Here is a 19,678-nt window from a genome sequence, read left to right as displayed (position 1 = left end):
ACTTCGTGCGCGGGTTCCCACTCAATGGGAGAAGGTCAGACTTCCGCGCCTTCGGTGCGCTTCTTCATCAGGGCGTCGAAGGAGTCCCAGACGCCCTCGGCGCCGTGCCAGGCGCCCTTGGTGGCGGCCTTGGAGTATTCGGTGGCGCGGGCCTCGAAGAAATTGGCGTGCTCGACCCCCGACAGCATGGACTGCAGCCACGGCAGCGGGTTCTCGGTCGCGCCGTAGACCTCGGGCAGCTTGAGCTGGCGCAGGCGCCAGTCGGCGATGAAGCGGATGTATTTCTTGATGTCGTCCGGGGTCATGCCCTGCACCGGCCCGGTCTCGAAGGCCAGGTCGATGAACTTGTCCTCCATGTCCACCACGGTCTTGCAGCAGTCGACGATGTCGTCGGCCACGGCCTTGGTCACCGCGCCGGTCTCGTGGTTGAAGGCGTGGTACAGCTTGATGATGCCCTCGCAGTGCAGGCTCTCGTCGCGCACCGACCAGCTGACGATCTGGCCCATGCCCTTCATCTTGTTGAAGCGCGGGAAATTCATCAGCATGGCGAAGCTGGCGAACAGCTGAAGCCCTTCGGAGAAGCCCCCGAACATGGCCAGAGTGCGCGCTACGTCGGCATCGGTATCGACCCCGAACTGGCCCATGTAGTCGTGCTTGTCCTTCATGGCCTCGTATTCCATGAAGGCGCCGAACTCGCTCTCGGGCATGCCGATGGTCTCAAGCAACAGGGCGTAGGCCGCGATGTGGATGGTCTCCATATTGGCGAAGGAGGCCAGCATCATCTTCACTTCGGTCGGTTTGAAGACCCGGCCGTAGCGCTCCATGTAGTTGTCCTGCACCTCGATGTCGGCCTGGGTGAAGAAGCGGAAGATCTGGGTCAGCAGGTTGCGCTCGCCGTCGTCCAGCTTGGTCGCCCAGTCCTTGCAGTCCTCGCCCAGCGGCACCTCTTCAGGCATCCAGTGGACCTGTTGCTGCTTCTTCCACATGTCGAACGCCCACGGATAGCGGAACGGCTTGTAGGCGGCCGAGGCGGTCAGCAGACCGGGCAGGTCGGAACGGATCGGGGTGATGGCGTTCATGGTATTCTCGAATGCGACTCGGGCGACGGAGCGGCCTTCACCATGATGGTCCGGCCGCCCGGCGCCAAGCTGAAACAGGGCTATATTGCGATCACTTTTTCTGCAGCCCCTACATCTGGTGTGTCGGGGCGGATTTTATGGGGAGGAACCTGGGGATGAGTTTCACGATCTACGGCGCCGCCGGCTCCGGTTCGGTCCCGGTGGAGGCGGCCCTGACGCTGCTGGGACTCGATCATGAGGTGATTGAGGCGCCCACCTGGGAGGGCGAGGCGCAGCGGGATCGGGTCGCGCCCGTCAATCCCATGCGCCAGATCCCGGCCCTGGTCACGCCGGGCGGCGAGACCATCACCGAAAGCGCCGCCATCCTGATCTGGCTGGCCGACAATCATCCCGGGGCGCGGCTGGCCCCGGCGGTCGACGATCCGCGCCGGGGCCAGTTCCTGCGCTGGATGAGCTTCATCCCCGCCTCGATCTATTCCATGTACTGGGTGCGCGACGAGCCTTCGCGCCTGGTGGGCGACGACGACGCGGCCCAGGCGGCCGTGCTGGATCGTACCGCCGGGCGGATCGCCGCCTGCTGGGCCGTGATGGACGCGCAGGTGAACCCCGGCGACTTCATCCTGGGCGACCAGCTGACGGTGCTGGACCTCTATGTCGCGGTGGCCAGCCGCTGGACGCCCCGGCGGCGGCGCTTCTACGTCGAGGCGCCCAACCTGGCGCCGGTGGTCCGGCGCGTGGACGCCCTCCCGGAACTGGCCGACTTCTGGCCCCGGCGCTTTCCCTTCGAGGCCGACGAGGAGGGATGACGCATCCCTTCCCCTCGTCCCGCGTTCCGGCGTAGCTTGAACGACAGAAACAGGGCTGGAGGCGTACATGCGCTGGAGAGGCGGACGGCGGGGCGGCGGCATCGAGGACCGACGCGGCATGGGCGCAGGGGTCGCCGGCGGCGGCATCGGCGTGGCCGTGCTGGGGATCATCGGCTATCTGGTGTTCGGCATCGATCCCCAGGTCACGACCCAGGTGGCCGGCCAGCTGGGCGGCATGGGCCAGGCCGAACGCGGCGAGGTCGGAACCCCCGAGGACGAGGCCGGCCTGTTCGTCGACGTCATCGGCACCAACGTCAACGATGTCTGGGCCACGCAGATGCAGGGCTATCAGGCGCCGGGGTTCGTCCTGTACGAACAGGGCACGTCAACCGACGGGTGCGGCTATGGCCAGGCGGCCATGGGGCCGTTCTACTGCCCGGCGGACCGGACGGTCTATCTGGACCTTGGCTTCTGGCAGGTGATGAGCGAGCAACTGGGGGCCGGCGGGGACTTCGCCAAGGCCTATGTCATCGCCCACGAGATCGGCCACCACGTCCAGACCCTGACCGGCGCCTCGCAGCGGGCGCGGGAGGCGCAGGCCAACGCCCGCAGCCAGGGCGAGGGCAATCGCTATTCCGTGGCGCTGGAGCTTCAGGCCGACTGCTATGCCGGTGTCTGGGCCGCCAACGCCGCCGCCGTCTCTGGCGGCGAGGTGGCCTTGACGGCGGGCAGTCTGGAAGAGGGCATGAACGCCGCCTCGGCCATCGGCGATGACCGCCTGGGCGGCGGACAGCGGTCGCCGGAGACCTTCACCCACGGCACCTCGGCCCAGCGCATGGAATGGCTGCGGCGGGGCTATGACTCCGGCGACCCCGCCGCCTGCGATACGCTGTCGGTGCTGTGACCGGCCTTCTCCCGATGGGAGAAGGGGGAGCCCGCGCACCGGAGCGCCAGCGGAGGTTCTGGCGCGGGGGATGAGGGCCGGTTGGACCAGAAGGCGACCACCGAACCCTCACCCTGCGCGCGAAGGACGGATGCTGACGCATCCGTGCGCGCAGCCCTCTCCCATCGGGAGAGGGGCGCGTCTATCAGACCAGGGCCTTCAGCTTGTCGGTCAGGTCGGTGCGTTCCCAGCTGAAGCCGCCGTCGGCCTCCGGCTCGCGGCCGAAATGCCCATAGGCGGCGGTGCGGGCGTAGATGGGCTTGTTCAGGCCCAGATGCTCGCGGATGGCGCGCGGCGTGGCGCCGCCGATCATGGCGGGCAGTTCGCGCTCCAGCACGTCCTCTGAAATCTTGCCGGTGCCGTGCAGGTCCACGTGGACCGACTGGGGCTTGGCCACGCCGATGGCGTAGCTGAGCTGGATGGTGCAGCGATCGGCCAGGCCGGCCGCCACCACGTTCTTGGCCAGATAGCGGGCCGCATAGGCGGCCGAGCGGTCCACCTTGGTGCAGTCCTTGCCGCTGAACGCGCCACCGCCGTGGGGGGCCGCGCCGCCGTAGGTGTCGACGATGATCTTGCGGCCGGTCAGGCCGGCGTCGCCGTCCGGGCCGCCGATCTCGAACACGCCCGTGGGATTGATGTGCCAGACGGTCGCGTCGGTGATGAAGCCCTCGGGCAGCACCTCGGTCACCACCGGCTTGACCAGAGCGGCCACGTCAGCCTGGGTCATGCCTTTGGCGTGCTGGGTCGAGACGACGATGGCGGTGGCGCGCACCGGGACGCCGTTCTCGTAGAACAGGCTGACCTGGCTCTTGGCGTCGGGCTCAAGCCGCTTTTCGCCGCCATGACGCAGCTCTGCCAGTCGCTTCAGGATGCGGTGGCTATAGGCCAGGGTGGCCGGCATCAGCTCGGACGTCTCGTTCGACGCATAGCCGAACATGATGCCCTGGTCGCCCGCGCCCTCGTCCTTGCCCTCGGCGGCGTCGACGCCAACGGCGATGTCGGCGGACTGGCCGTGCAGATGGTTCTCGAAGGTCAGGTGCTTCCAGTGGAAGCCGTCCTGCTCATAGCCGATGTCCTTCACCGCCGCGCGCACGGCGTCCTCGATCTCGGCCTCGACGCCCGGAGCCCAGGCTCCGTTCTCCCAGATGCCCTTGCCCCGGATTTCCCCCGCCAGCACCACGCGGTTGGTGGTGGTCAGGGTCTCGCACGCCACCCGCGCTTCGGGATCCTTGGCCATGAACAGATCGACGATGGTGTCGGAGATGCGGTCGGACACCTTGTCGGGGTGGCCTTCGGACACGCTTTCCGAGGTGAAGACGAAGGAGGTGCGGCTCACGGGCGAGGCTCCGGTGTTCGAGGAAGCGCCAGCCATATAAAGATATCCTTATATCTTCAAGTGTTCTCGACCATGAGCCGCAGGTCCGTCAGTGGGCGACGGGGCGGCCTGCGTCCTGCGCCGCCTCGGCCTGGCCCTCGTGTCGGCCCTCGGCGAATTCCTCGATCATCTTTGCGCAGAAGGCGGGCAGGTCGTCGGGATCGCGGCTGGTGACCAGGCCCTTGTCCACGACAACCTCTTCGTCCACCACCTCGGCGCCGGCGTTGCGCAGGTCCGTTCGGATGGTCTTGTAGCTGGTCAGCTTGCGACCCTCGACCACGCCCGCGTCGATCAGGATCCACGGCGCGTGGCAGATGGCGGCCACCGGCTTTCCGGCGTCGAAGAAGGCGCGGACGAATTTCAATGCGTCCTCATCGACGCGCAGGGTGTCGGGGTTATGGGCCCCGCCCGGCAGCAACAGGCCGGCGTAGGCCGAGGCGTCCGCAACGCTGACGGCGCGATCCACCTTGGTGGTGTCGCCCTTGTCAAAATGGTTGAAGCCCTGGATTTCGCCCTGTTTCGGCGAGACGATCTCCACGGTCGCGCCCGCGTCCTTGAGCGCCTTCATGGGTTCGGTCAGTTCGACCTGTTCAAAGCCGTCGGTGGCCAGGATGGCGATGGTCTTGCCGTTCAGTGTCTGGGCCATGATGCGGTCCTCCTGTGGTTGCTCGCATGAGCCTGACCAACCCGGGAGGCGGCCGGGAGTTGCGGCCACGCTTGGAGAACGGGCGGATACGCCGCATCTTGCAGGCATGCGCACCCTGACCGGACTGATCCTGATCGGCCTGCTGACCGCTTCCGGTGCGGCTCACGCCCAGATCGCGCCCTACGAGGCCGATCCCCACCGTTATCAGGTCGAGCGCCATCAGGCCCGGATGGAGAGCCTGCGCCTTCAGGCCGACGCCCGCACCGACACGGCCCGCCGTCTGGATGCGGAGACGCGGCTGACCCTGCGCGAGCTGGAGGCGGCCCGCCAGCCGCCCGCGCCCTATATTGATTATGCGCCGCCGCCGGTCGACCCGGAGGAAAGCAGCGCCCGCCATCGCCGCACCCGCGAGGCGATGACCCAGATCGACGACTGGCTGGAGCGGGCGCCCGACTGACGGGTCAGACCGGCGGCGGCGGCCCGAACTTGCCGGCCTGATAGTCCTGCACCGCCTGGATGATCTCTTCGCGGGTGTTCATCACGAACGGTCCGTGGGCGAAGACCGGCTCGCCGATCGGCGCGGCATGACCCAGCAGAACCACCGCCTCGCCTGAGGCCTCAAGGACCACCGCGTCGCCGTCATCGTTCAACTTGGCGAGGTTCCATGCGGCGACCGGGGAGCCCCCTACAGTCACTTCACCGCGGACCACATAGAGAAAGACGTTGCGCCCCGGCGCGACGGGTGACTCAAACGTCCCGCCCGCCTTGAGGCGAACCACCGCCATCTGGATGTCGATCAGGGACTGGATCGGCGCCTCGGTCCCGGCCCAGCGGCCAGACACCGCCTCGACGGTGACCCGGCCGCCATCCAGCGCGACCTTGGGAATGTCAGGGGCCTGCAGCCCAACATAGTTGGGCGCCGTCATCTTCAGCCGTGACGGCAGGTTCACCCACAGTTGCAGGATTTCCATCGGCCCGCCGTCGCGCTTGAAGCTGGCGGGAGAAAGTTCAGCGTGGATCAGGCCGGAGCCGGCCGTCATCCACTGCACCCCGCCCGGCCCGATGATGCTTTCACCGCCGCCGGAATCCGCGTGCGACAGCTCGCCGTCCAGAATGAAGGTGACGGTCTCGAAGCCCCGGTGCGGGTGCGGCCCGAACGGCAGGCCCCGGTTGTTCGGGGCATAGGTCTGCGGCCCGTGATGGTTCAGGAACAGGAACGGATCCACCTGCGGAAGGTCCGGTCCCGGCAGGGGGCGACGGGTGATCAGGTCGCCGATGTCGTCCCGCTGGGCGGGATGCAGGCGGGCGACGGTGCGGGATGTGAGCGCGGTCATCCGCCACAGATAATGTGGCGGATGCGGCCTGACCAGATCGATGTGGTTAGCGGCCGGCCTTGCGGCGGGCGTAGCGGGCGTCGCGGGCCGCCTTTTGTTCGGCCTTGGTCAGGGCCTTGCGTTCCTTGCGGGCGCCCCGACGTTCGGCGTCGACAGCCTCCTGGGCTTCCTGCGCCTCGGCCTCGCGGGCGGCGGTGCTCTCGGCGGCCAGGCGCTTCTTCTCGGCCTTTTCCGCGTCGTGCTGGGCGCGGATGGCGTCCTTCTCGGCGGCGCGCTTCTCGGCCAGCTTGTCGAACTCGGGGTCCGGCTGGGCGGCCTTGGGCTTGAAGCCTTCAAGAAGCGCCTTCTTGCGGGCCTGCTGGGCCGCGATGCGGTCGGTGAAGCCGGTTTGTTTCAGATCTCTCATGCGGAGCGAGAATTTCCAGTGCTGCGTGCGGCGCAGCCGGGGCGGCGCTCAAGGAGGAGCGGGCTAACGCGGAATTGGGGCGATAATCAAGACAACGCGCGAGAAAGACTCAGGCTCCGGCCTTCTGCGCAAAGCTCCAGGCGGCTTCTGACAGGGGGTGAACCTGCGCGGCGGTGGCCACCGCCTGGGGGCTGGAGGCGGTCCCGTCGCGCACCCGCCCGGCGATGCCCTGACAGATCGCCGCCAGCCGGAACAGGTTGTAGGCCATCAGCCAGTCCAGATTGGCGGGGCGCATGCCGGTCGTGGCGGCGTAGCGGTCCACCGTCTCCTCCACCGTCGGAATGCCCAGCGCCTTCAGGTCCGCCCCGCCCACGCCGTTGCGCTGGCTGGCCGGAATGACCCAGCCGATCAGATAGTAGGACAGGTCCGCCATGGGGTCGCCCAGGGTCGACAGCTCCCAGTCCAGCACCGCCAGAACCTCGGCCCGGTCCGGCGCCAGGATCATGTTGTCCAGCCGCCAGTCGCCGTGGACGATCCGCGCCGGGCCTTCCGGCGGCAGGCTGTCGGGCAGGAAGGCCATCAGCCGGTCCATGGCGGCAATGGTCCCGGTCTCCGACGCCGCATACTGTTTGGACCACCGCCCCACCTGCCGGGCGAAATAGTTGCCGGGCCGACCGTAGTCGACCAGACCCGCCGCCTCCGGATCGATGGCGTGCAGCCGGGCCAGCGTATCCGTCTGGGCGTCATAGATGGCCCGGCGCTGATCGGGCTCCATCCCCGGCAGCTTCAGGTCCCACAGGATGCGGCCCTCCACCTTGTCCATCACATAGAACATGGAGCCGATCACATCCGCGTCCTCGCACAGGGCGTAAGCCCGGGCGACGGGAAAGCCCTGCTTTGCCAGGGCCGAGATGACGCGGAACTCCCGGTCCACCGCATGGGCCGAGGGCAGCAAGTTACCCGGCGGCTTGCGGCGCAGCACATAGGTGCGGCCGGGCGTGACCAGCTCATAGGTGGGGTTCGACTGCCCGCCCTTGAACTGGTTGACGCTGAGCGGCCCGGCGTAGTCCGCCACATGATCCGCCATCCAGCGCTCCAGCGCGGCCACGTCAAAGGCGTGGCGGGGATCGACGGGGCGGGTGCCGGCGAAGGCGGTCTGGGGGTCAGGCGTTTCCATGGCGTCTTCTTCTTTTTGGATCAGGCGGCGGCGATGGCGGCCCGGACCGCCTTGTTCCATCCGGTCAGCAGGCGGTCGCGGTCTTCCGGCTTCATGCGGGGCGTCCAGCGGGCGGGGGCCTCGCCCGAGGCGCGGGGCAGGTCGGCGGTCAGGCCGCAGCCCAGCGCCGCCAGCCGCGCGGCGCCCAGGGCGGTCATCTCCTGAAAAGCGGGACGCTCCACCGTCACCTCGCAGATGTCGGCGATGAACTGCATGGCGAAGGCGTTGGCGGTGACCCCGCCATCCACCTTCAGCACCGCCGGCCGCGGCGAGCCGTCGGCGGCCAGGGCGTCCAGCAGATCGCGGGTCTGATAGGCGAGGGACTCCAGCCCCGCCCGCACCACATGGGCCGGGCCGGTCCCGCGCGACAGGCCGGTGATGGCGCCTCGCGCCTCCGCCTCCCACCACGGCGCGCCCAGGCCGGTGAAACCGGGCACCAGATAGACCCCGCCGTTGTCGCTCAGGGACTGCGCCACGCCTTCGGAGTCCCGCGAGGCGCCGATCAGCCCCATCTGATCCCGCAACCACTGGATCGTCGACCCGGCGGAGAAAATGGCGCCCTCCAGCGCATAGGCGGTGCGATCGCCGACCCGGTAACCAAGCGTCGTCAACAGTCGATTGGTGGAGGCCACCGGCGTGTCGCCCGTGTTGACCACCAGAAAGGCCCCGGTGCCGTAGGTGATCTTGGCCTCGCCCGCTTCCAGCGCCCCGTGACCCACCAGCGCCGCCTGCTGGTCCCCCGCGCATCCGGCGATGGGCAGGGCGTGGCCGAACAGGCTGGGCTCGCTTTCGCCCAGCACCTCGGCGCAGCCCCGAATTTCCGGCAGGGCGGCGGCCGGGACCCGGAACAGGTCGCACAGATCGCCCCGCCACTGCACGGTCTTCAGGTCCATCAGCAGGGTCCGCGAGGCGTTGGAGGCGTCGGTGACGAAGCTGCGCCCGCCGGTCAGGTTCCAGATCAGCCAGGCGTCGATGGTGCCCAGACACAGCTCGCCCGCCTCGGCCCGGTCGCGGGCGCCGGGAACCGCATCCAGCAGCCAGGCGAATTTGGTGGCCGAGAAATAGGGGTCCAGCACCAGCCCCGTGGCCGCCTGGACCATGGCCTCATGGCCGGCCTCGCGCAGGCCCGCGGCCACGTCCGCGGTGCGGCGGTCCTGCCAGACCACGGCCCGGTGCAGCGGCTCGCCGGTCTTGCGGTCCCACAGCACGGCGGTCTCGCGCTGGTTGGTGATGCCGATGGCCGAAAACCGCGCCGCGCCGCCCGCCTTGCGGATCACCTCGCGACAGGTCTGCAGGGTGGCGCGCCAGATTTCGGCGGCGTCGTGTTCGACCCAGCCGGACTGCGGGAAATGCTGGGCCAGCTCGATCTGGCTTACGGCCACGGGCCGCACCGCGTCCTCCACCGCCCCCTCGAAGGCGATGGCGCGGGTGGAGGTGGTGCCCTGGTCGATGGCGAGGATCAATCCGCTCATGCGAACCACCTTAGCGATGATCCGCGCGTTACGCTAAGTGAGGTTCATGACCGATTCCGCTCCCTCCTTCGAAGGCGTTCTGGACGCCGCCCGACAGATCGCTCCCGCCGCTGTGCGCACGCCGCTGATCGAGCATCCCGCCCTGAACGAGCGGGCCGGCGGACGGGTGCTGCTGAAGGCCGAAACCCTGCAGGTGGCGGGCGCCTTCAAGTTCCGCGGCGCCTACAACCGCATCAGCCGCCTGACGGAAGACGAGAAGGCGCGCGGAGTGGTGGCCTATTCCTCGGGCAACCACGCCCAGGCGGTGGCCGCCGCCGCCCGCATGATGGGGACCCGCGCCCTGATCGTCATGCCCGCCGACAGTCCGAAGGTGAAGGTCGAGGGGGTCCACGCCTTCGGCGGCGAGGTCCGCTTCTATGACCGCTACACCGAAAGCCGCGAGGCCATCGGCGAGGCGGTCGCCCGCGAGCGCGGGTCGGTGCTGGTGCGGCCCTTCGACGACCCCTTCATCATCGAGGGGCAGGGAACGACCGGGCTGGAGATCGTCGACCAGGCCGCTGACCTCGGGGCGGAACCGGCCGATCAACTGTTGTGCGGCGCCTCGGGCGGAGGGTTGATCGCGGGAATCAACCTGGCCATGGCGGCGCGCTGGCCCGACACGCGGGTGATCGGCGTCGAGCCCGAGGCCTACAACGACACCCAGCTGTCGCTGGCCGCCGGCGAGCGTGTCACATATCCGCCGGTCGCCGCGCCGTCCATCTGCGACGCCCTGATGACCGATCGGCCGGGCGAACTGACCTTTCCCATCAACCGCCGACTGGAGCGGGTCGTCACGGTGTCGGACGACGAGGTCGCCGACGCCGTCGCCTACGCCTTCCGGACGCTGAAGCTGGTGGTGGAGCCCGGCGGCGCGGTGTCGCTGGCCGCCCTGCTGGCCGGCAAGGTGGAGGCCCGGGGGCTGACCACGGCCATCGTCCTATCCGGCGGCAATATCGACCCGGCGCTGTTCGCCCAGATCATCGAAGGCCGTTTCAAAGGAGCCCGCCCATGACCCCCATTGCCCCGTCCGCCCTGTCCGGCCTGATCGGAACCGAGGTCGGCGTCTCGGACTGGATCACGGTCGATCAGGCCCGCATCGACGCCTTTGCCGACATCACCGAGGACCGCCAGTTCATCCATGTGGACCCTGAGGCGGCCAAGGCCACGCCCTTCGGCGGGACCATCGCCCACGGCTTTCTCACCCTGTCGCTGCTGTCGCGCATGTCCTTCGACGGGGTCGCCCCGCTGGAGGGCGTGGTGATGGGCGTCAACTATGGATTCGACAAGGTCCGCTTCCTCGCCCCCGTGCCGTCCGGGTCGCGGGTCCGCGCGCGGTTCAAGCTGCTCGCCGCCGACGACAAGGGCGGCGGCCGCTGGCTGCTGAAACACGAGGTCACCGTCGAGATCGAAGGCGGCGACAAGCCCGCGCTCATCGCCGAATGGCTGGGCATGCAGATGGTGGAGTGAGGCTCACCCCTCGCCCAGACACCGCAGCGCCACTTCCAGATTCTTCAGCCCGTCCTGACCGGTGACGGCGGGCGCCTCGCCGGTGCGGATGGCGTGCACGAAGGCTTCGAGCTCCAGCTTGAGCGGCTCGGCGGGCCAGCTGTTCAGCATGCGGGTGGAGTAGGAGCCGTCAGCCTGCTGGCCGAAATATTCGGTCACCTGGCGGGTGATCAGGTCCGCCACCACGAACTTGCCGCGGGTGGCCACCTGCAGGGTGCGGGTCTTGTAGGGGGTCAGCCAGTTGGTGGTGATGTGGGCGATGACCCCGTTCTCCAGCCTGAACTGAAGCAGGGCGGTGTCCTCGCGCTCGGCGCGGGTGCGGGCCAGCTGGGGCTGGACCTCGGTGATCTCCGAGCCGGTCAGGTGGCGAATGATGTCGATGTCGTGCACCGCCAGATCGATGACCACGCCCACCTCGCCCATGCGCGGCGGGAAGGGCCCCACCCGCGTCACCTGGATGGAGATGACGTCCTCGTCGGCGATGGCCCGGCGCACGGTCTCTACCGCCGGATTGAAGCGCTCTACGTGGCCCACCATCAGCACGCGGCCGTTCGCCTTGGCTGCGTCGATCATGCGCTGGGCGTCCTTGACCGTGGGCGCGATGGGCTTTTCCACCAGCACATGGACGCCCTTTTCCAGCAGGGCCACGCCCAGATCGGCGTGAAATCGGTTCGGCGTCGCCACCACGGCGCAGTCCAGCCCGGCGTCAACGAAGGCCTCGGCGGTGGTGACGGCGGCGGCGCCGTACAGGTCCGCCACGCCCTGGCCCGTCACGGCGTCGGGATCGAAGATGGTGGTCAGGTCCACGCCCTGGACCTCGGCCAGGACGCGGGCGTGGTTGCGGCCCATGACGCCGGCGCCGGCGACGCCAGCCTTGAGGATGTCGGGGGCGGACTGGAGCATGGTCTGGCCTTCGCGATGAAACGTCTGGGCGCCTCCTAACAAGCGACGGCCTCGCGCGCCACGCCCGAGCGCTCAACTCCGGTTGCCGCTTGCTACGCGTTAACCTTTTTCTCTAGGGTGCCTCCGGGCGGTCTGGGAGGGCTGAAGGATGGACCACAGCGTCCTGCCGGTGATCCTGTGCGGCGGGTCCGGCTCGCGCCTGTGGCCCCTGTCCACCGCCGAGCGGCCCAAGCCGTTTCATCCCCTCGCGGGCGACGAAACCCTTCTTCAGGCCACGGTGCGCCGATTGGCCCCCTCGCCCGCCGCCCCGTTCCTGGCCCCGATTATTGTCTGCGCCGCCGCCCACGAGGATCTGGTGCGGGCCCAGTTGCGCGCCATCGGCGTGCGTCCCGCCATGATAGTGGTGGAGGCCGAGCCCGGCGGCACGGCCATGGCCACCGCCTGTGCGATCCAGGCGGCCACGGACATCGCGCCGGACGCCATGGTTCTGATTGCGCCCGCCGACCATCACATCAGGGACTCGCAGGGTTTTCGCACCGCTGTCATGGCCGCCGCCGGGGGCGCGGGCGACGATCTCGTCCTGTTCTCGGCCCGGCCGGAGTCGCCCGAGACCGGCTACGGCTACATGCGGCAAGGCCGGAGCTTGTCCGGCGGCCTGCACCACATCGAGCGGTTCATCGAGAAACCCGCGCGGGAAACAGCGACGGCCATGATCGCCGAGGGCGAATGGGGCTGGAACATGGGTCTGTTCCTGGGCCGGGCGAGTGCTTTTCAGGGGCAGATCGTTCGCCACGCGCCGACCGTCGCAGCCCGCGCCGAGGCCGCCTGGACCGGCGCCGAAAGACGGGGTTCGCGCGTCGCCCTGGCCGCCGCGCCCGGACCGTCCCTCTCGCTGGATCGAGCCGTGATCGAGCACAGCGACCGGCTGGCCATGAGAACCTGCGACGTGGGATGGCGTGACGTGGGCTGCTGGAACGCCCTGTGGTCCGCCTCGGGCCGCGACCCGGCCGACAACCATCTGCAGGGGTCCGCCACGGTGGTGGAGTCCTCCGGCTGTCTGGTCTGGAACGGCGGCGGCCCCCCGGTGGCGGTCCTCGGCATGACCGATGTGGTGGTGGTCTCCACCCCCGGCGGGGTGCTGGTCATGCCCCGGTCCCGCGCCCAGGAGGTGGGGGCCATGTCCACAGCCCTTGCGGTTCGGGTCTTTAATTCCGCTGTCGATGAATTAGGGTCGGCGCCCCAACAGGGAGCACCCAATGATCTTCACCGACCGCCGCTGGACCTCCGATGAGCTGAGCCTCTACGCCCGCGACTATCCGGGCGCAGAGGGCCCCGCGCGTCTGCCGGTGATCGCCATCCACGGCCTGACCCGCAACAGCGCCGATTTCGGAACCATCGCCCCCCTGATCGCCGCCACGGGCCGGCGGGTGCTGGCGCTGGACGTCCGCGGGCGGGGCCGGTCGGACCGCGCGGCCGATCCCATGACCTATCAGCCGCCGATCTATGCGAAAGACGTGCTGGCCCTGATGGATCAGGCCGGCGTCGGACGGGCGGTGTTTCTGGGCACCTCCATGGGGGGGCTGATCACCATGGTCCTGACCGCCATGGCGCCGGAGCGGGTCGCCGCCGCCATCCTCAACGACATCGGGCCGGAGGTGGCCCCAGAGGGCCTGGCCCGCATCGCGTCCTACACCGGCCAGACGGTGGAGATCCGCAGCTGGGAAGACGCCGCCGACTACGCCCGGCGCACCAACGGCGCGGCCCTGCCCCACTATGGCCCGGACGACTGGATGACCTTTGCGCGGCGCGTGTTCCGCGAGGGGCCGGACAGGGTTCCGGTGCTGGACTACGCCCCCGACATCACCGCGCCCATGCGCGCAGCGGGCAAGGACGCCCTGGTCCCCGACCTGTGGCCCGCCTTCCGCAATCTCGCGCAGGGCCGCAGACTCATGCTGGTGCGCGGCGCGACCTCAGATCTGCTCAGCCCGGACATCGCCGGCCGCATGCGCGAGGCAGCCCCGCACATGGATTTCGTGGAGGTCCCCGGCGTCGGCCACGCCCCCATGCTGGACGAACCGGCGGCACGCGATGCGATCCTGGCCTTCCTCAGGGACGTGGGCTGATCAGTCCGGCTCGCGCTCGCCCACCTCGGTCGGGCGCACAGCCAGAATCCAGCCATCGGCGATGTGCAGCTCGGGCGTCGCCTCAAGGGTGAAGGGCAGGTACCAGGTCTGGCCGCCCTCGGCGGGCGTGATCTCCAGCATGTCCGAGGCGCCGAAATTCTGCACCGCCTTGACGCGTCCCAGCACGCGCCCCTCCGGGTCCCGCGCCTCCAGCCCGATCAGGTCGGTGACATAGACCTCGTCCTCGTCCGGCGCGGGGAAGCGCTCGCGCGGGACGAACAGCTTCAGGCCGCGCAGGGCGTCGGCCTGTTCCTTGGTCTCGATTTCCTTCGCCCGGCCGATCACCGCGCCCTTGGCGGCGCGGGCCGTGGTCAGGGTCAGGCCGACCGAGCCGTCGGCGCGCAGCAACGGGCCGTAGGCCTTCAGCGCCAGGGGATCGGCGGTGAAGGCGGTCACCCGCACCTCGCCCCGCACCCCGAAGCCCCCGGCCACCTGGCCCACGAGGATGAGGCGAGGCGTCATTCTCCCTTCTCCCCTCGGGGGAGAAGGTGGCTCGCGGAGCGAGACGGATGAGGGGGCTGGTTGAAGCCGCTCAGTATCATCTATCTCACTCCGCGTTCGCCATACCCCTCATCCGGGCGCCTGACGGCGCCCACCTTCTCCCTCAAGGGGAGAAGGAAGAGGAGGATTAAGCCTCGGTCTTTTCCTCGGTCGCCTGTTCGGCAGCGGGGGCTTCCTCGGCGGCCGGGGCCTCTTCAGCGGCGGCTTCAGCAGGCGCAGCCTCTTCAGCCGGCGCGGCCTCTTCAGCAGCGGGGGCCTCGGCGGCGGGCTCTTCAACGGCCGGGGCTTCTTCTTCCTTGGGCGCGGCGGCGGCGGCTTCAGCAGCGGCCTTGGCCTCTTCCTTGGCGGCGGCTTCGGCCTCGGCGCGGTCGGTTTCGCGCTGGGCGCGCTCGGCGGCGCGCTCCTGGGCCTTCTTGCCCGGCTGGGCGCGGTTCGGGTTGTTACCCTGGGTCCAGGTGACCTGACCGGCGAGGGCCTCGTCCTGGCTCAGGAAGCGGGCCACGCGGTCGGTGGGCTGGGCGCCCTTCTTGAGCCATTCCGAGATGCGGTCGGTCTTCAGCTTCACGCGGGGCTCGGCGTGGTCCTTGGGCAGCATGGGGTTATAGCTGCCCACGCGCTCGATGAACTTGCCGTCGCGCGGCGAGTGAGAGTCAGCCACCACGATGTGGTAGTAGGGACGCTTCTTGGCGCCACCGCGGCTCAGACGAATCTTCAGCATTTTCAGTCTCTTTCGTTAGAAGTCGTTATTTCTTCGGAGGGAACCCGGGAAGGCCGGGAAGCCCGCCGGGGGGAAGGTCGGGGCCGCCGGGCGCACCCAGGCCCGGCAGCATCGATTTCAGTTTCTCGGGGTCGGGAGGCGGCAGCTTGCCGCCGCCCATGGCCTGCAGCCGCGCCATGTCCTGGCCGCCGCCCATGCCCATCATGGCGGCCATCTTCTGCAGGTTCTTGCCGCCGCCCTTGGACAGCGCCTTGACCGCGTCGGCCATCTGGCGGTGCTGTTTCAGCAGGCGGTTGATCTCCTGCACCTCGACCCCGGCGCCCGCGGCGATGCGGCGCTTGCGGCTGGCGTTCAGCACGTCCGGCTTCTTGCGCTCGGCCCTGGTCATGGAGCTGATGATGGCTTCCTGACGCGAGATCACCTTGTCGTCGATGTTCGCATTGGCCATCTGGGCCTTCATCTTGGCAGCCCCGGGCAGCATGCCCATGATGCCCTGCAGCCCGCCCATGCGCTTCATCTGCGCCAGCTGGCCCGCCAGATCGTCCAGATCGAACTGACCCTTGGCCAGCTTCCTGGCCATCTTCTCGGCCTTGACCTGGTCCAGCTCCTCGGAGGCCTTCTCCACCAGGGCCACGATGTCGCCCTGGCCCAGGATGCGTCCGGCCACGCGGCGGGCGTCGAACACCTCCAGCGCATCGACCTTCTCGCCGGCGCCCAGATACTTGATCGGCAGGCCGGTGACCGCGCGCATGGACAGCATGGCGCCGCCGCGGCCGTCGCCGTCCGCGCGGGTCAGGATCAGGCCGGTCAGGGGCAGGCGCTCGTGGAAGGCCCGGGCGGTGCGCACCGCGTCCTGACCGGTCAGGCTGTCGGCCACCAGAATGGTCTCGACGGGCTTGGAGATCGCCGCGACCTCGGCCGCCTCGGCCATCATGGCCTCATCCAGGGTGGTTCGGCCGGCCGTATCCAGGATCAGGACGTCGAAGCCCTGCAGCTTGGCCGCCTGAAGGGCCCGCCGGGTGATCTGGACCGCGCTCTCGCCCTTGACGATGGGCAGGGTGGCGACCTCGATCTGCTTGCCGAGGGTCTCCAGCTGCTCCATGGCCGCCGGACGCCGGGTGTCCAGCGAGGCCATCATGACCTTCTTGCGCTCGGTCCTGGTCAGCTTCAGCGCCAGCTTGGCCGAGGTGGTGGTCTTGCCCGAGCCTTGCAGGCCGCTCATCAGGATGACGGCCGGCGGCGTGGCGTTCAGGTTCAGCGGAACCGGCTCTTCGCCGCCCAGCATCTCGATCAGGCCGTCGTGGACGATCTTGACGACCTGATCGGCCGGCTTGACCGAGCGGATCACGTCCTCGCCCTGGGCGCGCTCGGACGCGAAGGCGATGAAGTCCTTGACCACGGGCAGGGCCACGTCGGCCTCGAGCAGGGCCACGCGCACCTCGCGCATGGCCTCGGCGATGTCCTTTTCGGACAGGGCGCCGCGACCGGTGATCCGGTCGAAGACGCCTGTCAGTCGCTCGTTCAGAGCCTCGAACATTCACAAACCTCGTTTGGCGATGAACCTGTCCCCATAGAGAAATGGCCTCTGGCGACGATCACGTCGGCAGAGGGTTCTCGCCATCCTCGTCCGCATCCCTGGCGCTATCGCGCCGGGCGGGGGTCGTGATGGTGGAGACGCGAAGGTTCACTTGCGCCGGAAGCGGCGGCTTATGCGCGAATTCCGGACGTTTGTCGAATCCGGATCAATCCCGCGCACAAACCGTTTCAGGGGAGCAAAAAACAGCCTGGTTCTATCGCCACCGCCCCCCTTTTGGGGTCAGACTGTGCGCCTCCCCGAGCTTTCAGGACACACCATGACGCCCAACGCCGCCGACGAGACCTTGCGTGACGAAATCCGCCTGCTGGGCGCGATGCTCGGCGAGGTCATCCGCGACGAGGGCGGCCAGCCGCTGTTCGACCGCATCGAGGCGGTGCGTCAGGCCTCTGTGTCCTATCACCGCGACGACGACGGCGACGCCGAGGCTCTGGAGGCCCTGCTCAAGGACATCGATCTGGATCAGGCGGTGGGGCTGGCCCACGGCTTCGCGGCCTTCTCGCTGCTGGCCAACATCGCCGAGGACCGGGCCGGCAAGCGCCGCGCCCTCGATCAGGCGGAGGCCGCGGCCCGGCCTGACACCCCCGCCGGGGCCCTCAAGCGCCTGGCCGATCAGGGCGTGGGCGTGGGCGAGATCCGCGACCTGCTGTCCCAGTCCCTGATCTCGCCGGTCCTGACCGCCCACCCGTCGGAGGTGCGCCGCAAGAGCGTCATCGATCGCATCGCCGGGGTCAGCGACCTGCTGGACGCCTGCGACAAAGGCGGCGCCACCTGCGACATCGAGCGGCGCAACGCGGGCCTGCGCCGTCAGATCGTCATCCTGTGGGCCACCCGTCTGGTGCGCCAGAGCCGTCTGGTGGTGCAGGACGAGATCAATACCGTGGTATCCTTCCTCGAGCGCGTGTTCCTGAACGTGGCGCCCGAGCGGCTGCACGCCTGGCGCGACCTGCTGGAGGCCCCGGACCTCAAGCCCTTCCTGAAGATCGGCAGCTGGGTCGGCGGCGACCGGGACGGCAATCCCAACGTCAACGCCGAGGTGCTCAGCGCCGCCTTCCGCACCCAGTCCCGCGCCGTGCTGGCCCACTACATGGATCAGGTGCATGCGCTCGGCGCCGAGCTCAGCCTGTCCGGAGCCCTGGCCCGCATCAGCCCCGGGATGAAGGCCCTGGCCGAGGGGTCCGGCGACACCTCCGATCACCGCGCCGACGAGCCCTATCGCAAGGCGCTCAGCCACATCTACGCCAGGCTTTCGGCCACCTTCCCGCTGCTGACCCGCGTTCAGGCCCCCCGCCCCGCCCGGTTCGAGGCGCCGCCGTATGAAGGTCCCGCCGGCTTCCGCGCTGATCTTCAGGTGTTGCACGCCTCCCTGACTGAGAACCACGGCGCGGTGTTCGCCGACGACTCCCTCAACCGCCTGATCACCGCCGTGGACGTGTTCGGCTTCCACATGGCCACGGTAGACCTGCGCCAGAACTCCGACGTGCACGAGCGCGTGGTGGCCGATCTGCTCAAGGTGGCCGGGGTGTGCGACGACTATCTGGCCCTCGACGAGGAGGGCCGGCTGTCCCTGCTGGCCGCTGAGCTGGAATCCTCTCGTCCGCTATTCTCTCCGTATGCAGACTATGGCGAGGAAACGCTGAAAGAGCGCGCCATCCTGGCTGCGGCCGGCGAGGCCCTGCGGCTCTACGGTCCCGACGCCGTGCGCACCCACATCGTGTCCAAGACCACCTCGGCCTCGGACATGCTGGAGGTCTACCTGCTGCTCAAGGAAGTGGGGCTGTACCGGCCCGAGGCGCCGGAGGAATGCCCCATCCAGGCCGCGCCCCTGTTCGAGACCATCGAGGATCTGCGCGCTTCCCGGCCCACGCTGGAGCGCCTCATGGCCGAGCCGTCCGCCCTCGCGGTGGCCCGGGCGCGCGGCGTTCAGGAAGTGATGATCGGCTATTCGGATTCCAACAAGGACGGCTCCTACCTGACCTCGACCTGGGAGTTGCATGAGGCCTCGCGCGCACTGCTGGACGTGACCCAGGCGGCGGGCCTGAAGCTGCAGCTGTTCCACGGCCGGGGCGGCACCGTCGGCCGGGGCGGCGGCTCGTCCTTCGCGGGCGTGGTGGCCCAGCCGCAGGGGACCGTGGCCGGACGCATCCGCATCACCGAACAGGGCGAGGTCATCGCCAACAAGTACGGCGAGCCTGAAGTGGCGGCCCGCAATCTGGACGCCCTGACCTGCGGCGTGCTGCTGAACTCCCTGCGCCCGCCCGCCGACGACAGCCTGACGGGGCGCCACGGGGAAACCATGCAGACCCTTTCGCGCGCCTCCATGGCCGCCTACCGGGCCGTGGTCTACGACACGCCCGGTTTCGTGGACTATTTCCGCGCCGCCACCCCCATCGCCGAGATCGCCGACCTCAAGATCGGTTCGCGCCCGGCCTCCCGCTCCACCTCCACCGCCATCGAGGACCTGCGCGCCATTCCCTGGGTGTTCAGCTGGGCCCAGTCGCGGGTCATGCTGCCCGGCTGGTTCGGCTTCGGCTCGGCGGTCAAGGCGGCGGACAAGGAGGAGCTGCGCGCCATGGCGGCGGACTGGCCGTTCTTCAAGACGCTGGTCCAGAACCTGGAGATGGTGCTGGCCAAGGCCGACATGTCCATCGCCCGCCGCTACGCCTCTCTGGTGCCCGACAAGGCGCTGGCCATGCGGGTGTTCGGCGCCATCCAGTCCGAGCACGACCGCACCCGCGACGCGGTCCTGGCCATCACCGGCCATGACGACCTGCTGGGCGGCCAGCCCGAGCTGGACCGCCTCATCAGCCTGCGCATGCCCTACGTGGAGCCGCTGAACCACGTGCAGATCGAGTTGATCCGCCGCCGCCGCGCCGGCGACGACGATCCCCGCGTGCGCGAGGGCATCCTGCTGACCATCAACGGGGTAGCCGCCGGGCTGCGGAACAGCGGCTGAG

Annotated in this window: 19 protein-coding genes; 8 read left to right on the top strand and 11 right to left on the bottom strand. The window is 69.1% G+C overall.

Annotated features, from left to right (window positions below; all coding sequences use genetic code 11):
* Positions 1–35: 35 nt before the first annotated feature.
* Positions 36–1,079 carry a ribonucleotide-diphosphate reductase subunit beta gene (locus ACK4SE_RS04900; RefSeq protein WP_409689348.1) on the bottom strand — a complete coding sequence of 348 codons (1,044 nt, stop codon included), beginning with the start codon at positions 1,077–1,079 and terminating at the stop codon, positions 36–38.
* A gap of 155 nt (positions 1,080–1,234) precedes the next feature.
* On the opposite strand from ACK4SE_RS04900, the gene ACK4SE_RS04895 reads away from it, so the two are divergent.
* Both ACK4SE_RS04895 and ACK4SE_RS04890 read left to right on the top strand, forming a co-directional pair.
* Positions 1,235–1,885: a glutathione S-transferase family protein gene (locus ACK4SE_RS04895; protein WP_409689346.1), complete on the top strand. Its 651-nt coding sequence runs from the start codon at positions 1,235–1,237 to the stop codon at positions 1,883–1,885.
* A gap of 67 nt (positions 1,886–1,952) precedes the next feature.
* Positions 1,953–2,789 carry a neutral zinc metallopeptidase gene (locus ACK4SE_RS04890; RefSeq protein WP_409689344.1) on the top strand — a complete coding sequence of 279 codons (837 nt, stop codon included), beginning with the start codon at positions 1,953–1,955 and terminating at the stop codon, positions 2,787–2,789.
* A 184-nt stretch (positions 2,790–2,973) separates the two neighbouring features.
* Here the strand turns inward: ACK4SE_RS04890 and metK are convergent, their stop codons facing one another.
* Positions 2,974–4,164: a methionine adenosyltransferase gene (metK, locus tag ACK4SE_RS04885; RefSeq protein ID WP_409689342.1), complete on the bottom strand. Its 1,191-nt coding sequence runs from the start codon at positions 4,162–4,164 to the stop codon at positions 2,974–2,976.
* An 88-nt stretch (positions 4,165–4,252) separates the two neighbouring features.
* Positions 4,253–4,849, bottom strand: coding sequence for a type 1 glutamine amidotransferase domain-containing protein (locus ACK4SE_RS04880; protein WP_409689340.1), 597 nt, complete (start codon positions 4,847–4,849; stop codon positions 4,253–4,255).
* Between the two features lie 106 nt (positions 4,850–4,955).
* Between ACK4SE_RS04880 and ACK4SE_RS04875 the strand changes: the two genes are divergently transcribed.
* Positions 4,956–5,306: a hypothetical protein gene (locus tag ACK4SE_RS04875; RefSeq protein WP_409689338.1), complete on the top strand. Its 351-nt coding sequence runs from the start codon at positions 4,956–4,958 to the stop codon at positions 5,304–5,306.
* A 4-nt stretch (positions 5,307–5,310) separates the two neighbouring features.
* Here the strand turns inward: ACK4SE_RS04875 and ACK4SE_RS04870 are convergent, their stop codons facing one another.
* The 4 genes from ACK4SE_RS04870 to glpK all read right to left on the bottom strand — a co-directional run bounded on the left by ACK4SE_RS04870 (position 5,311) and on the right by glpK (position 9,277).
* Complete coding sequence (locus ACK4SE_RS04870) at positions 5,311–6,183, bottom strand: pirin family protein (RefSeq protein WP_409689336.1); 873 nt, start codon at positions 6,181–6,183, stop codon at positions 5,311–5,313.
* A gap of 46 nt (positions 6,184–6,229) precedes the next feature.
* Positions 6,230–6,589, bottom strand: coding sequence for a DUF6481 family protein (locus ACK4SE_RS04865; RefSeq protein WP_409689334.1), 360 nt, complete (start codon positions 6,587–6,589; stop codon positions 6,230–6,232).
* Positions 6,590–6,698: 109 nt separating this feature from the next.
* Positions 6,699–7,766, bottom strand: coding sequence for a phosphotransferase family protein (locus tag ACK4SE_RS04860; protein ID WP_409689333.1), 1,068 nt, complete (start codon positions 7,764–7,766; stop codon positions 6,699–6,701).
* Between the two features lie 20 nt (positions 7,767–7,786).
* Complete coding sequence (gene glpK, locus ACK4SE_RS04855; protein ID WP_409689331.1) at positions 7,787–9,277, bottom strand: glycerol kinase GlpK; 1,491 nt, start codon at positions 9,275–9,277, stop codon at positions 7,787–7,789.
* Positions 9,278–9,323: 46 nt separating this feature from the next.
* Between glpK and ACK4SE_RS04850 the strand changes: the two genes are divergently transcribed.
* Together ACK4SE_RS04850 and ACK4SE_RS04845 are read left to right on the top strand one after the other, a co-directional pair.
* Positions 9,324–10,328: a threonine/serine dehydratase gene (locus ACK4SE_RS04850; protein ID WP_409689329.1), complete on the top strand. Its 1,005-nt coding sequence runs from the start codon at positions 9,324–9,326 to the stop codon at positions 10,326–10,328.
* On the top strand, positions 10,325–10,783 hold the full coding sequence (locus ACK4SE_RS04845) for a MaoC family dehydratase (protein WP_409689327.1): 459 nt from the start codon (positions 10,325–10,327) through the stop codon (positions 10,781–10,783). Before ACK4SE_RS04850 ends, ACK4SE_RS04845 begins: the two co-directional genes overlap by 4 nt.
* 3 nt (positions 10,784–10,786) lie before the next feature.
* Here ACK4SE_RS04845 and ACK4SE_RS04840 read toward each other — a convergent pair whose 3' ends face one another.
* Positions 10,787–11,725: a Gfo/Idh/MocA family oxidoreductase gene (locus ACK4SE_RS04840; protein WP_409689325.1), complete on the bottom strand. Its 939-nt coding sequence runs from the start codon at positions 11,723–11,725 to the stop codon at positions 10,787–10,789.
* Positions 11,726–11,873: 148 nt separating this feature from the next.
* Here ACK4SE_RS04840 and ACK4SE_RS04835 point away from each other — a divergent pair, with 148 nt between their 5' ends.
* Positions 11,874–13,016: a mannose-1-phosphate guanylyltransferase gene (locus tag ACK4SE_RS04835; protein WP_409689323.1), complete on the top strand. Its 1,143-nt coding sequence runs from the start codon at positions 11,874–11,876 to the stop codon at positions 13,014–13,016.
* Positions 12,982–13,848 (top strand): alpha/beta fold hydrolase, encoded by an 867-nt coding sequence (locus ACK4SE_RS04830; protein WP_409689321.1) that lies wholly within the window; start codon positions 12,982–12,984, stop codon positions 13,846–13,848. The genes ACK4SE_RS04835 and ACK4SE_RS04830 overlap by 35 nt, the downstream gene beginning before the upstream one ends.
* Here the strand turns inward: ACK4SE_RS04830 and rimM are convergent, their stop codons facing one another.
* From rimM to ffh, 3 genes are all read right to left on the bottom strand, one after another.
* Positions 13,849–14,370, bottom strand: coding sequence for a ribosome maturation factor RimM (gene rimM, locus ACK4SE_RS04825; RefSeq protein WP_409689319.1), 522 nt, complete (start codon positions 14,368–14,370; stop codon positions 13,849–13,851).
* A gap of 166 nt (positions 14,371–14,536) precedes the next feature.
* Positions 14,537–15,127, bottom strand: coding sequence for a 30S ribosomal protein S16 (gene rpsP / locus ACK4SE_RS04820; RefSeq protein ID WP_409689318.1), 591 nt, complete (start codon positions 15,125–15,127; stop codon positions 14,537–14,539).
* Between the two features lie 25 nt (positions 15,128–15,152).
* Positions 15,153–16,664, bottom strand: a complete 1,512-nt coding sequence (ffh, locus tag ACK4SE_RS04815) for a signal recognition particle protein (RefSeq protein WP_409689317.1) — start codon at positions 16,662–16,664, stop codon at positions 15,153–15,155.
* 316 nt (positions 16,665–16,980) lie between these two features.
* Between ffh and ppc the strand changes: the two genes are divergently transcribed.
* Complete coding sequence (gene ppc, locus ACK4SE_RS04810; protein ID WP_409689315.1) at positions 16,981–19,677, top strand: phosphoenolpyruvate carboxylase; 2,697 nt, start codon at positions 16,981–16,983, stop codon at positions 19,675–19,677.
* Position 19,678: the final 1 nt, after the last annotated feature.

This window comes from Brevundimonas sp., from assembly GCF_046293315.1.
Lineage (GTDB): Bacteria > Pseudomonadota > Alphaproteobacteria > Caulobacterales > Caulobacteraceae > Brevundimonas.
Note: the sequence above shows the minus strand (reverse complement) of the source record. Positions and strands in the feature narration are given on the sequence as shown.

What these genes read in the sequence shown, in the direction of transcription:
- ACK4SE_RS04850 (WP_409689329.1), top strand. Translation starts at nt 9,324, where the DNA reads ATGACCGATTCCGCTCCCTCCTTCGAAGGCGTTCTGGACGCCGCCCGA.
- ppc (WP_409689315.1), top strand. Translation starts at nt 16,981, where the DNA reads ATGACGCCCAACGCCGCCGACGAGACCTTGCGTGACGAAATCCGCCTG.
- ACK4SE_RS04875 (WP_409689338.1), top strand. Translation starts at nt 4,956, where the DNA reads ATGCGCACCCTGACCGGACTGATCCTGATCGGCCTGCTGACCGCTTCC.
- ACK4SE_RS04870 (WP_409689336.1), bottom strand. Translation starts at nt 6,183, where the DNA reads ATGACCGCGCTCACATCCCGCACCGTCGCCCGCCTGCATCCCGCCCAG.
- ACK4SE_RS04890 (WP_409689344.1), top strand. Translation starts at nt 1,953, where the DNA reads ATGCGCTGGAGAGGCGGACGGCGGGGCGGCGGCATCGAGGACCGACGC.
- ACK4SE_RS04840 (WP_409689325.1), bottom strand. Translation starts at nt 11,725, where the DNA reads ATGCTCCAGTCCGCCCCCGACATCCTCAAGGCTGGCGTCGCCGGCGCC.
- ACK4SE_RS04845 (WP_409689327.1), top strand. Translation starts at nt 10,325, where the DNA reads ATGACCCCCATTGCCCCGTCCGCCCTGTCCGGCCTGATCGGAACCGAG.
- ACK4SE_RS04900 (WP_409689348.1), bottom strand. Translation starts at nt 1,079, where the DNA reads ATGAACGCCATCACCCCGATCCGTTCCGACCTGCCCGGTCTGCTGACC.
- rimM (WP_409689319.1), bottom strand. Translation starts at nt 14,370, where the DNA reads ATGACGCCTCGCCTCATCCTCGTGGGCCAGGTGGCCGGGGGCTTCGGG.
- ACK4SE_RS04880 (WP_409689340.1), bottom strand. Translation starts at nt 4,849, where the DNA reads ATGGCCCAGACACTGAACGGCAAGACCATCGCCATCCTGGCCACCGAC.
- rpsP (WP_409689318.1), bottom strand. Translation starts at nt 15,127, where the DNA reads ATGCTGAAGATTCGTCTGAGCCGCGGTGGCGCCAAGAAGCGTCCCTAC.
- ACK4SE_RS04860 (WP_409689333.1), bottom strand. Translation starts at nt 7,766, where the DNA reads ATGGAAACGCCTGACCCCCAGACCGCCTTCGCCGGCACCCGCCCCGTC.
- ACK4SE_RS04895 (WP_409689346.1), top strand. Translation starts at nt 1,235, where the DNA reads ATGAGTTTCACGATCTACGGCGCCGCCGGCTCCGGTTCGGTCCCGGTG.
- glpK (WP_409689331.1), bottom strand. Translation starts at nt 9,277, where the DNA reads ATGAGCGGATTGATCCTCGCCATCGACCAGGGCACCACCTCCACCCGC.
- ffh (WP_409689317.1), bottom strand. Translation starts at nt 16,664, where the DNA reads ATGTTCGAGGCTCTGAACGAGCGACTGACAGGCGTCTTCGACCGGATC.
- ACK4SE_RS04830 (WP_409689321.1), top strand. Translation starts at nt 12,982, where the DNA reads ATGATCTTCACCGACCGCCGCTGGACCTCCGATGAGCTGAGCCTCTAC.
- ACK4SE_RS04865 (WP_409689334.1), bottom strand. Translation starts at nt 6,589, where the DNA reads ATGAGAGATCTGAAACAAACCGGCTTCACCGACCGCATCGCGGCCCAG.
- ACK4SE_RS04835 (WP_409689323.1), top strand. Translation starts at nt 11,874, where the DNA reads ATGGACCACAGCGTCCTGCCGGTGATCCTGTGCGGCGGGTCCGGCTCG.